This is a genomic window from Gammaproteobacteria bacterium (assembly GCA_041395725.1).
GTDB lineage: Bacteria > Pseudomonadota > Gammaproteobacteria > Pseudomonadales > Pseudohongiellaceae > NORP240.
This window is the reverse complement of the sequence record JAWKZW010000001.1, coordinates 2,597,923-2,613,353: the sequence shown is the minus strand read 5'-3', so window position 1 is coordinate 2,613,353 and position 15,431 is coordinate 2,597,923. Positions and strand designations below refer to the sequence as shown.

General features: G+C 45.1%; 13 protein-coding genes, 5 pseudogenes and 1 other annotated feature. Of the genes and pseudogenes, 10 read left to right on the top strand and 8 right to left on the bottom strand.

The window, feature by feature from the left end:
• Positions 1-355 precede the first annotated feature (355 nt).
• Positions 356-712, bottom strand: a complete 357-nt coding sequence (locus R3F50_11400) for a hypothetical protein (protein ID MEZ5490908.1) — start codon at positions 710-712, stop codon at positions 356-358.
• A gap of 971 nt (positions 713-1,683) precedes the next feature.
• Here R3F50_11400 and R3F50_11395 point away from each other — a divergent pair.
• Both R3F50_11395 and R3F50_11390 read left to right on the top strand, forming a co-directional pair.
• Positions 1,684-2,912, top strand: a protein-coding gene (locus R3F50_11395) for an IS3 family transposase (GenBank protein MEZ5490907.1) whose coding sequence is annotated in 2 segments (ribosomal slippage) — positions 1,684-1,972 and positions 1,972-2,912 — 1,230 coding nt in all. Because the reading frame shifts where the segments join, the coding sequence is not laid out codon by codon here.
• Positions 1,962-2,076 (top strand) — a sequence feature (AL1L pseudoknot). It overlaps the preceding gene by 115 nt.
• A gap of 405 nt (positions 2,913-3,317) precedes the next feature.
• Positions 3,318-3,557, top strand: a complete 240-nt coding sequence (locus R3F50_11390; GenBank protein ID MEZ5490906.1) for an RNA-binding protein — start codon at positions 3,318-3,320, stop codon at positions 3,555-3,557.
• A 386-nt stretch (positions 3,558-3,943) separates the two neighbouring features.
• Here the strand turns inward: R3F50_11390 and R3F50_11385 are convergent, their stop codons facing one another.
• On the bottom strand, positions 3,944-4,333 hold the full coding sequence (locus R3F50_11385; protein ID MEZ5490905.1) for a helix-turn-helix transcriptional regulator: 390 nt from the start codon (positions 4,331-4,333) through the stop codon (positions 3,944-3,946).
• Positions 4,314-4,820: a hypothetical protein gene (locus R3F50_11380; protein MEZ5490904.1), complete on the bottom strand. Its 507-nt coding sequence runs from the start codon at positions 4,818-4,820 to the stop codon at positions 4,314-4,316. Before R3F50_11380 ends, R3F50_11385 begins: the two co-directional genes overlap by 20 nt.
• Positions 4,821-4,950: 130 nt before the next feature.
• Between R3F50_11380 and R3F50_11375 the strand changes: the two are divergent.
• Positions 4,951-5,833: pseudogene (locus R3F50_11375) on the top strand (IS1 family transposase).
• 162 nt (positions 5,834-5,995) lie between these two features.
• Here R3F50_11375 and R3F50_11370 read toward each other — a convergent pair.
• A complete protein-coding gene (locus R3F50_11370; protein ID MEZ5490903.1) occupies positions 5,996-6,661 on the bottom strand; it encodes a hypothetical protein in 666 nt (221 codons plus the stop codon).
• 905 nt (positions 6,662-7,566) lie between these two features.
• Here R3F50_11370 and R3F50_11365 point away from each other — a divergent pair.
• Complete coding sequence (locus tag R3F50_11365) at positions 7,567-7,917, top strand: hypothetical protein (GenBank protein ID MEZ5490902.1); 351 nt, start codon at positions 7,567-7,569, stop codon at positions 7,915-7,917.
• 351 nt (positions 7,918-8,268) lie between these two features.
• Complete coding sequence (locus tag R3F50_11360) at positions 8,269-8,454, top strand: hypothetical protein (GenBank protein ID MEZ5490901.1); 186 nt, start codon at positions 8,269-8,271, stop codon at positions 8,452-8,454.
• Between the two features lie 771 nt (positions 8,455-9,225).
• On the opposite strand, the pseudogene R3F50_11355 reads toward R3F50_11360, so the two are convergent.
• A pseudogene (locus tag R3F50_11355) lies at positions 9,226-9,309 on the bottom strand (SHOCT domain-containing protein).
• A 57-nt stretch (positions 9,310-9,366) separates the two neighbouring features.
• The gene (locus R3F50_11350; GenBank protein ID MEZ5490900.1) at positions 9,367-9,666 is read right to left on the bottom strand and encodes a hypothetical protein; all 300 of its coding nucleotides are present in this window, start codon (positions 9,664-9,666) and stop codon (positions 9,367-9,369) included.
• A gap of 566 nt (positions 9,667-10,232) precedes the next feature.
• Between R3F50_11350 and R3F50_11345 the strand changes: the two genes are divergently transcribed.
• From R3F50_11345 to R3F50_11325, 5 genes and pseudogenes are all read left to right on the top strand, one after another.
• The gene (locus R3F50_11345) at positions 10,233-10,925 is read left to right on the top strand and encodes a hypothetical protein (protein MEZ5490899.1); all 693 of its coding nucleotides are present in this window, start codon (positions 10,233-10,235) and stop codon (positions 10,923-10,925) included.
• Positions 10,926-11,243: 318 nt separating this feature from the next.
• A pseudogene (locus tag R3F50_11340) lies at positions 11,244-11,357 on the top strand (transposase).
• 82 nt (positions 11,358-11,439) lie between these two features.
• A pseudogene (locus R3F50_11335) lies at positions 11,440-11,532 on the top strand (transposase domain-containing protein).
• 309 nt (positions 11,533-11,841) lie between these two features.
• Positions 11,842-12,741, top strand: a complete 900-nt coding sequence (locus R3F50_11330; protein MEZ5490898.1) for a hypothetical protein — start codon at positions 11,842-11,844, stop codon at positions 12,739-12,741.
• A gap of 92 nt (positions 12,742-12,833) precedes the next feature.
• Positions 12,834-12,953, top strand: a pseudogene (locus R3F50_11325) (transposase domain-containing protein).
• Positions 12,954-14,123: 1,170 nt separating this feature from the next.
• On the opposite strand, the gene R3F50_11320 reads toward R3F50_11325, so the two are convergent.
• A complete protein-coding gene (locus R3F50_11320) occupies positions 14,124-14,345 on the bottom strand; it encodes an AlpA family phage regulatory protein (GenBank protein MEZ5490897.1) in 222 nt (73 codons plus the stop codon).
• A 124-nt stretch (positions 14,346-14,469) separates the two neighbouring features.
• Positions 14,470-15,372: a hypothetical protein gene (locus tag R3F50_11315; protein ID MEZ5490896.1), complete on the bottom strand. Its 903-nt coding sequence runs from the start codon at positions 15,370-15,372 to the stop codon at positions 14,470-14,472.
• Positions 15,373-15,431: the final 59 nt, after the last annotated feature.

Below are 15,431 nucleotides of genomic sequence, written 5' to 3'. Positions count from 1 at the left end.
GTAGCCCTTAGGTATTTTTATGCTTATTTCGTCCTTACAGTATTCATCGGTTCTAGCCCTACATTCGTACTTCGCGAACTGATAAATGTCTGCCGAACCTGTATCCGCTCGAGCGAGAGCATCTTTGTATGATATATATCCAGTAGGATTTGGCGGGAAGATTTGTAGAGTATTGACATCATTTAGACAAATCTTCTCCATCCCACAAGGACTTTCGGCGTCAACAACCACATAGTACGGGTCAGACCCGAATACTATAGATGAAAATATGTCTTGACTTGCGCAATAGTTTGCGTAACCAAGAAGAAAAATCACAATCAGTGGCTTTCTGAAATCAGACACAAAAACCTCACACTTAACCCGCTACACCCCCAACACTATTAACAGGTTGATCAAAAACAAAGTCCATATGAGTAAAGCTATTCTTAAGACCGATAAATCCGTTTCTACTTAGAAACCATTTTCCGTTGCCGTTTAACCCATTGGTAAAATCCGTACCAAAAATCACAGCCCCGGAATCTGTTGAAGTCCAAGTGATGCTTTCACCAACCAGATTACCGGTTTCTAGTGGTCCACCACTGAAGAAAGTGGGACCGCTAAACTGACTAAAATTGACAACCTTTATAATTGGAATACCTGTTGTATTTGCGATCAATCCGCCAAGGTCGTTTGTTGAACACAGCAAGATGATAAGTGGTAGTAGCCTTTTCATTGTGTGTCTCAATTATCTATACGGCGCTTGTGTCATAACCATTTTTCTGTCTGGCCCTGAACAGCTCGCAGTAATCGCGCCATCATTTGTCCACACTTTAACAGTGTATAGAATTCCTGTATCTACGATGGTTCTTACCGGATACGACCCACGCAATTGCGACATAACGCCCTCAACCACTGTCTTACATTCTGTAAACGATAATGATCGTGATTGCAATTCCCTGGCCGGACCCTGTGCAGGAATTTGACCAGTTTCCACCATGCGATTGAGTTGACTCGGCGTATATGTTTTCTGTGCATAAGCAGCAGTAGACATTGTCACAATTAGTGCCGTAAAGATTATTTTTTGCATACATTTACCCCTCATAGACAGAACCATCCTATACCCTCGAATTAGCGGAGTGCAAACCGAGAGTGGACTTGGCTTGATTTGGGGCAATTAAAAGAAGGAAGGCAGGATTGGTTTTCGTTGCTATCAATATGCGATCAATCGATTGAGATCAAAATGTCAGAGGCACCTAGATATAGGCGTAACTCATTGATTTTGCGTGCTTCCAAGAGATTACAGACAGCCCATAGTGGCGCATACACAGGAGAACATCAATGATCAAACACCCGGATTCGTAGCCAATTTCATGGAAGTTAACAAGGTGCTGGTCTGCAGTATCACGCACTTAAAAGTTTCATTCCGTCGCTCCGACCAGTTGATTGTCATTACACGGAAATACTGTATAAGAATACAATATTCTGAAGGTCTACCGAAAAAAATTTGGGTGTAGTACTTCAGACCTGAGGTCTGCTGTTGAATTGCAGTGGATTTAGACCCAGGGGTCAGTTTTAAATGCAAATCAACAGCATCGACGATATCGTGCTAAGGCCCTTGGCATACAGAGCGAGGATCTGATCCTCCATCTGAGTGAATCGCCCCGGGTTTACCGGAGGGTCTAATTCTTGAGAGGATAGACCCTTATGAAGAAAGGAACAAGATATTCACCAGAGTATCGAGAGCGCGCTGTCAGGATGCTGTTTGAACAGCAGGATCAACACAGCTCGCAATGGGCAGCGATTAATTCAATAGCCGCAAAGGTTGGTTGTACGCCTGAGACGTTACGTAAGTGGGTCAAGCAGGCAGAGATCGATCAAGGCAAGCGAGACGGCTTAACTAGCGCAGATCGAGATCGGCTTAAGGAGTTGGAACGGGAAAACCGAGAGCTTAAGCAAGCCAACGAGATTTTGCGCAAGGCATCAGCTTTTTTCGCCCAGGCGGAGCTCGACCGCCGACCAAAGAAATGATTGCCTTTGTCGATGCTCACAAAGAACAGTACGGAATCGAGCCAATGTGTAAGCAGTTGCCGATAGCTGTCTCAACTTACTATGAGCATAAAGACCGGGAATCTGATCCAGACAAAGAATCCAACCGATCAATACGTGACCGTCACCTTAAGCCTGAGATCCAGCGTGTGTGGGACGAGAACCAGCAAGTGTATGGTGTCAGAAAGGTCTGGCGGCAAATGAAGCGCGAGGGTTTTGTCATTGCTCGCTGCACGGTAGATCGGCTGATGAAACAGCTTGGCATCCAGGGTGTAAGTCGAGGTGGTGCCAAGTGCTGGACGACTATCAGCGATGACAGCCAGGACCGGCCCTCTGACCTGGTAAACCGTCAGTTCGTTGCTGAGCGGCCTAACCAGCTTTGGGTAGCGGACATTACGTTCGTAGCCACCTGGTCAGGGTTTGTCTATGTGGCGTTCGTGGTAGATGTCTATGCACGCGCTATCGTCGGCTGGAAGGTAAGCCGATCACTTAAAACAGAACTGGTACTGGATGCCCTGGAACAAGCGATCTGGGCCAGGAAGGAGATCGACAACCTGATCCACCACAGCGACCGGGGCAGCCAGTACCTGTCGATCCGTTACAGCGACCGCTTGGCCGAAGCCGGCATCGAATCTTCCGTAGGCTCTGTGGGCGATTCCTATGATAACGCTCTGGCCGAAACGATCAACGGCCTCTACAAGACCGAGGTCATTCGCAATCCAAAGCGTGGGCCCTGGAAGACAATTGACGATGTTGAATACGCTACCCTGGAATGGGTGGAGTGGTTTAACAACAGGCGGCTGCTGGAACCGATAGGAAATATTCCACCGGCTGAATATGAAAAGCAGTATTATGACAAAATTGAAGAGTCTGCGATGGCGGCATGACTCAAACTAACGACCCTCCGATTTTCCCGGGGCGATTCAGAGTGAGGCGAGTCTGGCCCTTGCGGACAAATTGGGGATCAAATGAGCCCGAGCGGACGCGGGGTGTGTCAATCTCGGGTAGTGCCTCAGTTTGAAATTTCCAGCCCTCCTGAATTAGACCCCCGAATCTGCTATGCTTAGCGGTAAGTATAGGAGGATTAGGCATGACAGTCCCAGAAGACGTTTCTAATTATATTACAATCAACAGACCGAACGCCTATTGTGATGACTGCATACAGGCCGCGCTTGATTTGAGCAGACGGCAGCAAGTACAGCAGATAACAAGCTCGCTTGGCCTCTCGGCGGACTACGACAGGAACGATGGCATTTGCTCTACCTGTGGATCTGAGAAAAAGGTTATTCGTCATGCCTAAAGGACCCAAAGGTCAGAAGCGACCCGCTGACGTGATCGGCAACGCCGTCAAGATTGCCAAGACCGCCACCCATGAGATCGAGGACGAGATAGACGAGAACGGGAAAAACAAGGCTGCTCAGGCGCTGGGGCGCAAGGGTGGGGCTGCTAGGGCTAAGACGCTTACGAAAGAGCAAAGGGAAGAGATTGCTAGGAAGGCAGCACAGACTCGCTGGAAGAAGACTTCTGAGTAATATCTAGCTGCCCAATTTTTTTCCACCTAGCGCCCTTCTTGTTGGTGCGGACTTCAGTAATCAACACTCCTTCGCAATCAACCCTAATTTTGTTTTTTCGCAGCGGGAGAAAAATTGCAACCGAATCTCGTCCGTGCAATTCATTAATTTTCCCTCCAGCTTCAGCGCCAATAGTTATTGGCTTCCCGTCATGTTCTGGAATAAACTGCGTCCTAACTTCGATCGAGAAGTCGTCTTTAGCCTCTCCTACTAGACAGACCGTAAATTCAAAAGTGATTGGGAATTCGCTAAAAAATATTACATTGGATAGTAACCCGATTACAAACCCCTTACCAGTAACTTCAACCCTATAGTCGTCACAGTATAGTGCTTGGTAAAATTTGAAGCTAGGTTGCGGCATGATCGTAATAGCGCTTTGTGCTTTCTTCCGGTGGTGCGTAAGTTTTCAAATCAACGACATTGCTTAATGGCATGGTAATCGCGTGTTCTGGCTCTGTCTCCTCGATTGGAATGACGCCAGTATCTAGTTCAGCGCCCATCGCAAGCAGAAGGTCACTGATTGTGTCTAAAGTAAGATTGCTTGGACGCTTTAACCAGTTACTTACTTGTGACCCATCTTTAGAAACCAATTCGGCCAGCTTTTTCTTATTTAGGCCCTCAGTTTTTGCAAGCTCATAAAAGCGATCCAGAATGTCATGATAAACATTATTCTGGAGCCTGCGCCTGTAATAATACAAATCCCTAGTGCTCATCTGCTTATTTAAAATATTGTCCATTCATTGCTCCAGAAACCAAATTGTTTACGTCACTATCTATTATTGGATTATAGGGCCCCATCAAATTCCTGATTTTTGCCTTAGTCTCTCTTTTTGCCCTTATCCAGTCTTGTGATTCAAATGGCCCAAGATCGTTTCGCATTTCTAAATGTGTTGCGATAAATAAATCTTTCCCCATGAACATTCCAAACACTCTGATATGGGGGTCCCAAACACTTCTAATTTCCCAGACACCACAGCCTCTGGGGCTTAATCCAAAGAGATATTCTGGGCCAAGTTGCCTTCGATTGACATAGACCTCTAGGTCAGCTTCTAGATCAGCAAATCTTTGTATTTCGGCTTCACTCGATCTAGGTGCGCGCAACTCGAGCCAAAGGCTTTCGCTGAGATAGAGTCGCCTCAGCCTAAGATCTCGACTGGATCTTGGGACAACCTCATACAGCTGCCCCCTTTGTGTTCTGTCCATTATAGTTGCTAAAATTGACATATATGTCAATCTCGATGATGTCGAGTAACCGATTTCTGTGGACTATAGTTCAATTTTGTGAGGCAATCCAAGCGACAAATATTTGATATTATTGCTTGACGCTAAGCATAAAAGTTCATATTCCACAGGCATGAACAAGTTGCCTGTAAAACAACGCGCCCAAATCCTCAACATGCTGGTTGAGGGTTCTTCCATGCGATCAGTGAGCCGAATCACTGGCGTTTCTATCAACACGGTCTCTAAGTTGCTGATTGATGCCGGAACGGCTTGCGCTAAATACCACTATGAACACGTCAACAACGTCAAAGCCAGCCGCATCCAGTGCGATGAAATCTGGTCAATCTGCTACGCCAAACAAAAGAACGTGGAGTCCGCGAAGGCTGCTCCTGAGGAAGCTGGCGACGTCTGGACTTGGACCGCTCTTGATGCCGACTCTAAGCTGATCGTGTCATATCTGGTCGGAGGTCGCGATTCAGGCTACGCCCTGGAGTTCATGGACGACATCAAGCGCAGGCTGCGCTAACAGGGTCCAACTGACTACAGACGGCCACAAAACCCATCTGGAAGCAGTAGAGGATGCCTTCGGTGCAGATGTTGACTACGCCCAACTGGTTGAGCTGTACGGAGCGGCACCGGAAGCATTCAAAGGCCGATACAGCCCTGCTCATTGCACCGGCTCAATCAAGAAGCACGTAACTGGCAACCCTGATTTTGACCATGTTTCCAGGTCACACGTAGAACGCTCTAACCTGTCTATCCGCATGGGTAACCGCAGATTTACCAGACTGACAAACGCGTTCTCTAAGAAAATCGACAACCATATCCATATGCTGTCGCTGTACTTCCTGCACTACAACTTTTGCAGGATTCACAAGACAATTAAAGTTACCCCTGCAATGGAGGCTGGCCTGACTGATACCTGCTACGATATGGGATGGATTGTGGGTCTGATCGACGATGCCGCCCCGGCACCTGCAAAGCGCGGACCATACAAGAAGAAAAATTCAAACTGAGACACTACCCAATCTCGACTTTTCTTAATTCATTGCAGAGCCCATAATGGTGTCCTCCTTAGGAAACTAACCAGTTATGGGCAGTTACACAATTCTATTTACAGTCTCCGACGGGACTCAAATCGGACTTCCACACATAAAAGCATGTAGCTATTTTGCGAATTACTCAGTAAGTAATAGTGATGATACTCTCCGCAATAACTCTCCCCCCCACTCCACAAAAAGAGAATTCTCAGGAAAAAGTATGACGCCCAGCCATGTGGTGAACAAGGTGAATAGAATGGCGAAGGAACCATTTCTTGCCCAACGAAAAGCCCATTGCCCATACTTCTTAAGTCCGTGTATGATTGTCCCTGGGTCTTGGTGGTCCGTGAGAATTTGATCCCCCAACTCTAGCACGTCTGCCAATATTTCTTGAAGTTGTACTGTTACTGAGTTGCCAGAAGATTCTGACCTGAATACATCTCGCCGCTTTTGTTCTATAGTCTTTAGCCTTGTCTTTAACTTGCTTGGCAATATTCCTTGATCGTACTCAATTCGATGTATTGATCCCAAAATTTGATCTCGCTTGTGCAGTATGGCAATTTTGAGACAATCTCTCTTTGCGCGCCTAATATGGCTTTTTGCACTTTCAAGCTCTTTCTCTGGGTCGTCAGCTTCAGACGATAATGCTCGTGCGAGATGCGTTAATGCATTTCGCAATTCATTATTTACTTGCTCAGGGTGGGTTTCAGCAATGGCTATTGTTAAGCCGTAGATTTCTAGAAAATCTTGGAGATAAATGTCGTGAATTATTTCCGCAACATTCCGCACTAAATCGTCATTCATGATAGCGACAATTCATAGCGACCAAGGTTAGCGAAATGAAGCCAACCTGAATCGCAAATCGGTAACCCATCTTTTAGCTACCTTTCCGCTTGCTATGTGAGCGCTGCCAGATACTTTGACTAGCCCTGCTCGGGGAAAAGACACAGGAAGATCACCCCTTTCGTTAGCGGGGTTGATGTTGTTATCCTTCATATATTTGCGTATTCGTTGGCGAGCTATTTTAGATCTTTCATCCATTTCAGACGAAGCCTCTGCATTATCTAACTCTAAAGTCTCGGTACAATCATCAATCATGTAAGCCCACCGTTTGAAACCTAGCTTTTCTTTTTTTTGGTCTCTGCTTACTACTGAGTAAATCCCTTAAAGGCCATTTAAGGATGTAGTTCTCGCCTTCTCGACATTCGCTAAAACGAACCATGAAGTCCACAGGCATGAAGTATATGGCCAGTAGTCTTCCCAAGGCATGTATTCAAGCCCAGCCATTTCGACAGGGCTGCAGAGTATATGTCTTCAGAAAAAACTAAACAAGCCAGCTTGACTAGTATTGAGACCACGGCCAGCAACAATACATCCAGTCTTAAAATTGGTAGATGGGGGCAAATCAGCCCTTAGCAGAACTCCGTCCGCTTTAATCATTTCGTATGTCCTGCAATAGTGTAGAAACGATATATAGTCTCTAGCCTAGGTAAAAATACTATATATAGTCATGAAATGTACACCCTGCGCACAACAAATCCTTTGACTAGCATATCGGCATACTCTTTTTTTCTATAAATCCATTTATACCCCATTGTATTTTATATGTATTTATCTAAAGCGAGACCATTCCCTAGCAACCAGATGGAGCCTTGCCCCTACACTCTCCCTTATTCATCCTTGAAAATTTAACATAGAGGATGATTGTTATGATCAGTATGAATTTCCATGCCTCCATGAGCAATGAGGAGTTACTAGCGGGTGAAAACCGCCATTTAATTATTGAACAGTCCAGGAAGCTGGCCATGGCCGCTGGCTTAACCAAGAGCAGCGAGCAACTTATGGAGACCTGGGAAAAAGACCCAGAGACTTATACGACCCTACTCAAGGGCGCAATTGCTGCATACGAGCAGAATGAATTGATTGAGGAGTTGCTGAGGGGCGCTGTTACACGGTTAGTGAGTGTTGTGGATACAGACGACCTCTCAGCCGAATTATTCCAAAGATGCGCTGATATAGCCACTAGCAAGGCCACCGAACCCCCTGGGGGCTTCAGTTAACCACAGGATGGGGTATAGCACCCCGCTGGAGATTCGGAGTCCCATCGAAATTAAGAACACTCAGCCAGGGGGGCTATGTGCTCGACCTTATGGGTGGGCATGAAACTGTAGTTAAACAGTCCTATTTAACACTGTGTGGCAGATACTAATTACTTTAAAAACAATAAGTTATGCCTTTAAGAATACGGGTGTACGTTTTGAAGTGTTCTGCCTGGTACAGATTACCAACCGATTGTCAGCTGGTTTCCAGAGAGATTTCGCAGCAATGCGCATGCGCGTGGCTGGTTTCCGAATCATATAAAACGGTTTACAGTAGGTTTTTCAGTTTATAAGAAGCAGGAAATATTCAGGATGGGTAAGCCGCTTTACATTGAGTTGAACAATGAGCAGGCATGGGCACTAACGGAACTTGCCAAACGTATTGGCTGGGAAGAATTACGGCAGTTGTCAGCCGATGATTCAGAATGCGAACCCATGCAGGCAGCAGTTGCCAAGCTGGGCAAGGAATTATCAGAGCAGGGTTTTGAGCCACGTTAGGGAATGGCGGGTTGGTGTAACGGAAAATCCGGCTGATATTAGCAATAAATTAGGAGACAACAATGACCAAAACTACCTGTACTTTTCCTGCTCTCTTCCTCCTTGCCTGTACTGCCAATGCAAATCCTGGCTCGGAATTACTGGATCGATTGACTCCGGCAGAGCGTGCCAATGCCCTGGCTAATCTCTTACGGCAAAGCGACAGATCCTGCAGTACTGCAACACGCGTATTCAAGCAGGGGGCTGATAGAGACGGTGCTGTGTACTGGAATGTCGAATGCTCAAACGGGAACGCTTACGCGATTCAGATAAACAATGACGCGGCGGGTACTACAAGAATGCTCGAATGCTCAATCATGGCTTCCATGGGAATTCCGTGCTTTACAGAATTTGAGAGTTAGTAGTTGCAAATTACCCGGGCGCTTTCACTGCGGGTGACAGGTAGCCCGGCGTCCACCCTATGGGAAGCGGCCAGAATTCCGTATGGCGGCGGGTCCTCCCTGGGGCATCCAGGTACGGGTGACAGGTAGCGCAGGAAACGCATTGTGGCTGGTTCCCTGAAATGGGGTTGGGGTTGGTGTTTAGAACCTATTCGTTCATATTGAAACCCTTTAAACTCAATGGTTCTGGGCGGTCATGTTATTCGGTGACCACTGAGCACGGTATCCTGAATCGCCCGCATACCCATGGCAATGAGTACCTGGGCTGATTGTAGGCCTGCGTTGAACCAGTGGATCAGGAGGCCCTCTACTCTTCGACAAACCTTCCTTGCTACAGGCTGTCTAGCGCTCTCTGACGCGCGTTTTGATACTCCTCATCACTGATCAAACCCTGATCGCGGAGATCATTCAATTCTCTTAACCTATCGGATAATTGAACAGTCTGACTTCCCTGCGCCTGAGCACCAGTACATTAACCGTTGTAAATTGAGCTTAAATGGGAAATTCTCGCATCAATAGAATCTTGATTTTTGTTGGCACGAACCTCGTTTACAATGATCCCTGGCCAAAAAACAATTGCTAAGCCAACATTTCTACCTGTAATTCCTGAATCATCCTTCACATCTTCAAAAGTTGCGCCTAACTGCGCGAGTTCAGTTTGAAGTGCAGCACAAGACTTTTCCTCGTCACCTGCCTGAACAGTTTGAACAGCCCTATTTCCTACGCACCCACTAACGACAACAGACACCAATAACAGCAGTAGTTTTTTCATATGTTTCCCTCTCTGCTGCAGACTACACCACTAAGTTCGTGACAGATAGAACAATCTTCTTAATCCGATGCTGGATATTTACAAACTCAATAAAAATACTAAATATCAACAGGTTACCGTGCAAATAACACGTAGATTAACCTTGTTTAACAAGACTTTGCGTTAGCTATTATTAATAATTTCAATGTGTTAGTGATTAAGATTTAGACGGGGGCCGGGGGGGCTTCATTTCTAAGCAATCGTTTCAGTACCCTGGCGCTCATTCAAAAGAGAATTATAAAAAATAATAAATAATAATTTTATATTCAACGTGTTACGCGGTATTCAGGTGATAATGGTGATCCACAATAACCATTTCCCTCTGAAGAAATTTCAAGACTCGTGCTCGTATTGCTAAATAAATGCCCTTTTCCTACGTGTGCAGAATTGCCCTTTTATGACGTGAATGTACTTAAGCTTGACCTGACAGCCAATGTCGGCTTTCATCGATAGCAGACACAAGGTCGATTACAACAATAACGACGGCTCCTGGCCGAAACCTGCTCTACAAAAAGAATAACCAAATAATGAATCAAGAAATTCCTTGGAATAGATTTGCCGTTGAAGCTTTCGTTATTGTTAGCTCTATATTATTGGCGTTTTCGATTGATGCTTGGTGGGATAATCGGAGTAGATTGAATACAGAAAGAGACTATTTGACTGCTTTGGTTACGGAATACGATGAAGGGCTTAGACGATCGAATGCTTATTTGCGTATTCTGCCCGAGCGACAAGTGGTCATGAATGTTGCCGTAGAATTAATTCAAGAACGCCTTCAAGGTAAAGAAGTAAATTTGGGTGCAACATTAAGCCAAATACGGGCAATGCCTCGACCATTCGAGTTTGAGCGAATCGCAATAGACAACTTGTTAGGATCTGGAGGATACCAATTGATTTCGGACCCGGTCGCAAGGCAGTTAATTACATACATCGAAACTAGAAAGGCCTATTTCACAACAGCAGATTTATTGCGATCTGATTTTTACTATGACTACTTCACAGGAATTGCAGTCGATAATAGAGTGAAACGAAATGCAGAAAGTAATCAGTTAGTGCCGATTTCAGATTCTGAGATCGGACTGCAGCGGCTGAGCAATATCTTATCGGTCATGATAGAAAACAATGTAAACGCCGTTAGCACTATGAATGGAGTCCGAGAAGCCATTTCTCAATTCTTAGTATATTCGGAATCTACGTTCGGAATTACCAGCACAAATTAGTCTCTAGTATGCTAATTGGCAATGGTGAAATGTCGGCTTTTGGCCGATCTCGGCCATCACATAGCCCAGGTTCTCAGAGTGGCTAATGTCAGCTTTCAGGAGGAATCCAGACACTCCCTGTAAGATCTAGCCTGAATCACTTCGCCTAATATGTACACAAATGCCCTTATTTCCAGGCATCCAATCCCCACAAGCCACTGTAGCCTTCCCGCTGAAGCATCCTGTAGAGCTTTCTGCATGTAAGCGGCCGGTAAACCCATCTTGCTAGCTCAGTTTGATCCACCGATAGTGTCCACCTATTTTTAAGTGGACACTATCATGAATGAGCTAAGCGTATTCGCTACACCTGTTAGGCGTCGAAGAATTTCCCCGGATTTCAAACACAAGATTGTCGGAGCTTGCAAAGAACCCGGTGCGTCTGTTGCGAGAATCGCTAGGGAACACGATCTTAATGCCAACCTGGTTCACAAGTGGATTCGTCAGGCCAGGACGAATACGTTACCAGCAGTCACGCCATGCCTATCTCAGAGATGTGCTGGCCAGGCTACCGACTCAAAAGGCCAGTCGCATTCATGACCTGTTGCCACACAACTGGCAACCGGAATAGCAAGATGAGTGCGCCGGCTGCTTACGTTTAGGTCTCCATTTCAGAGGTAGGTTGGCTCGTTCACTTTTTAGTACCTGGACAAAGTGATCACCGGAGTGAAATTCAAAGACGGAGCAGAGGTTATAACAATTAATTAGATCGCCACTTGATTCGGTGGCTGAAGCACCAGTTTTGACAATAACTCAATGTTACCCAAAGGAACTTATAAGCGTAGCTTTAGTTAAAAATATGTTGATAGAATCACCTAAAGCAAGTTTACCGCGCTAAATCATTCTGGCTGTTGCTTACGTAGTCTAGGAGACTGGTCAAATGCTAAAAGCAATTCTTAAAAAAATAAGATCATTTCTGATGGATCAAACTAATCTCAAGATTCATCAGCTCAATGAATACACAACAGCTACCTCTGATCAGTTTGTTTCTATACAGCAGAAACTGCTGTTAAGTCAGGCTACGGATTCTGATCGGCCTTTAAGTGACTATGGATTCTCAGTTTTTTCCGAGTCTGATGAAGATGGAATATTGCTACGCATATTTGCCATTATAGGCTTTAGAAATAAAGTCGCTATTGATGTTGGCGGTGGATCAGGCCTGGGTGGGAGCAACACAGCAAATCTAATACTTCATCATGGTTTTGACGGGCTACTAATTGAAGGCAATAATGAAAATGCAGAGTATCTGAGAAAAATATATGGAGAGAAGCGGCAAACTCGCCATTACCCACCAAGAGTGATATGCGAGTACGTTACTACTGCGAACATTAATTCACTTTTCACTGACAATAGTATAGCTGGGGAGGTTGAACTTCTCTCCATCGACATCGACAGTATCGATTATTGGATATGGGAAGCTATAGACGTTATCAGTCCAAGGGTGGTCGTCGTCGAAATTCAGTGCATCCTCCCAGCAGATGTATCTTGGACAGTACCTAAAGACTTTTGTGAGACTGTGTTCGAAACGATAGACAATAGGCGATATGGAATTTACAACAGTGCGTCTCTGAGGGCCTTCGAAAGACTGGGTAAATCAAAGGGCTACAGATTGGTTGCAACATCTAAATTGGGATTTAATGCATTTTTTCTTCGGAATGACCTGGGGATTGACAAAATTCCGGCCATTTCTGTAGATGAGTGTTTAGACAAACCATTTGTGAAGTGGGCGCAAAAAACATTTTATGGAAAGATTAAAGATTTGGACTGGACGGAAATATAGATCTGGGCACTTGAATCAGTGATGTTGATTCAAGTGCCCTAGTGACTAACTTTCAAGGATTTTTGCACTGAATAGCGGGCCCGCTACTGTATGCTGCTGCCGAGATTAGTCTATTACAGTCTGCACGGATGAACGGCCTTGATCCTTATGTATATCTCAGGGATGTGCTGGTCAGGCTGCCAACTCAGAAAGCCAGTCGTGTTGTCACATAACTGGCAGCCGGAATAGCAGGGGGTGATGGCCGGACGCTTACTTCTGCATGACCAAGGATTGCCTCTTGACGTCTTGTACCCCTCTTTGTTCAGAGTGCTCACAACAAACCGATAACTCGGCCTACCAAACCTTGCCCAGCGTATTCGCTTGATTCTCTTGATTACTCTCTGATTAGTACGTTGCTGCTGGCTCCTGGCCCTATTTAACTCCCACTTTAAAAAAGAAGGTACGTGGCTATAGTAGGAGTGTCCTCAATATGCACCCTGTGAATTAAAGATCGGACCTCTCTGGACAACATCAGGGTACGGATATGACCCTGTGATAGAGTTTCTAAAATCACAGGGTATATATTTGACCCTATGCAGCATTCTGAGGGTGCATATTTGACCAGTTGGCATTAGTTTCTTTCCATTCGTTTGTTGGCTTCATATCCTTGAAAGGAAGCCAGTTCAACTTCCAAGTTCGAGACTTGCTCTGTGTTCTGGAATTGAAGAAAGATTCCTCCATCATAGTAATAAATCCTTTCTCCTGGAGCTCCTTGAATGAGTTCTGCGCGGTCCTTTTAGCACATGGTATTTTCGCCATCGCCTCACGCACACCATATGCTACGGGCCTATCATTTCTCCAGTGAAGATGTAACAAGATCATGAGAGTCTTTGACTGCGCCGAAAGGCTTAGATAATTACTCGACTCAACCAACGGTCTTTGGATCGCCAGCACACCACCTGCCTTGTCAAATGGGAGCGATGTTTTCTTGGGCCTGCTCATGACTAGCAGTCATCTGAAAGGCATCGACAGCCAACTATCTCTGCCTCATGCGCAAATTTCTGGCCTACTTCACCTTCTCCGCGAATAGCAAACTCAATCGCTTCCCGCTCACTTTCTGCCATCACAGTTACGGGCACATCTTCTGAGTGGCTATTTAATATGAGGTATCGCGTTAGATTCATTGCTTCACTCCAAGAGTCCCATTTATGCCCTGAAATTCGCCTGAATTGACCCCATACCAGCGTAATACTGATTCAGGTATAGGTTGGGTAGTCTTGGGTCTTATTTCGTGCAATGCGCACGATTTGACACTACAGAGAGTGACTTGTTGTCTCCAATTTCCTGGGGCAAGGCCATCTACCACGCAATCGCGGCAGTTTTGATTGATCCTCTCACGGAGGCTACTCATCGTCGCCTCCTTGCTTCTCAAGCTCTAAAATAAACTGATTGATGTCTTCTGCTCGCCACACCGTAGTACGGGGGCCCAGCTTAATAGACTGAGGTGCTTTACCAGTGGATACCCAATGCCACCAAGTTGAACGACCAATAGGAATGAGCTGTAGAATTTGAGGTAAGCGTAAGTAACCTGAGCAAGTTATTTCTGAAGGCAATTCACTTTTCATTTTCCGTCCTTAATCAATTAATGAGACGGTTATGAATTCTATTGAATCTATAAAATACCATAATTGGGACAATTAACTTTTTAACTTCAGGAAACTGCCAATGGGGAATACTAACTAGAATTTTTTATTTAGTGCCACCCCCTTGAGCCTCAGCGGCGCCCTCAAGATACAATTTAATATGCCATTTGCCGGAGTGTAGCTCCCTAAAATACGACTCAGCGCTATGTATGTTCTTTGTTAACCTTATGACTTCTCTTACCTCAATGTTGCTGTCAAAAGCTATTGAGGTAGTAGATGCAACGATCGCGCGGCACTTCTTTCCTGTTTTTCGATATAGCAATGTTGATAGAGCACGACAAAAATACTGCCGAATCGCATTTTCACCTTGAACGTGCGCTCCAGAGTAAAGTGGGTCATAATCAACTTCATTTAGCGAGTCATAAACTTGTTTAACTGAAAAGTATGGGTGCAACACGCCACTATAGAGCATGTATGATAAACCGGGAGCGTTTATTCCGATCTCATTTGGGTCGATTTCCGTATAAGACTTAAATGCCTTAAATTTGTAATCATGGAACCAATGGCCGTAATTAGTTGGCATCTCCTCTAATTGCTCAAGAATTCTCTTTAAATTTTTGAGCAATGATTGACGCCAGGCTTGTGCAGAGGACTTATTAATTAGTACATCTCTTGGATGGATACATGAGTCAAGAATTGCCGCTGCAAACCAAACCTGCCCTTTAGTTGGATTTTCTTTATTCACAATTTCACCAACTTTTTGCCAAACTTTTCTTAGCTCCTTTGATGCAAGACAAGCGCTTAATCTCTTCAAATTAGCAATCACTCGTTCTTTATCTGCACTCTGCCAACTTTCTAAGTCTCTCGGCTCCATTTCGAAGTCGGTTAAATTCGTCGTCATTAACCAGAACTGTGCATATTCTTCTAGAACCCACAATGCTTCCTTTGTTATCCAACTAGGATATTTATCAACCTCAATTGTGTGAAACCGCTTTGGGGGAATAGCCACTTAATCCTCCAAAATTGGAGCTTAAAACGATAATTTTGATTATTTTGCGCTTAAGGTTT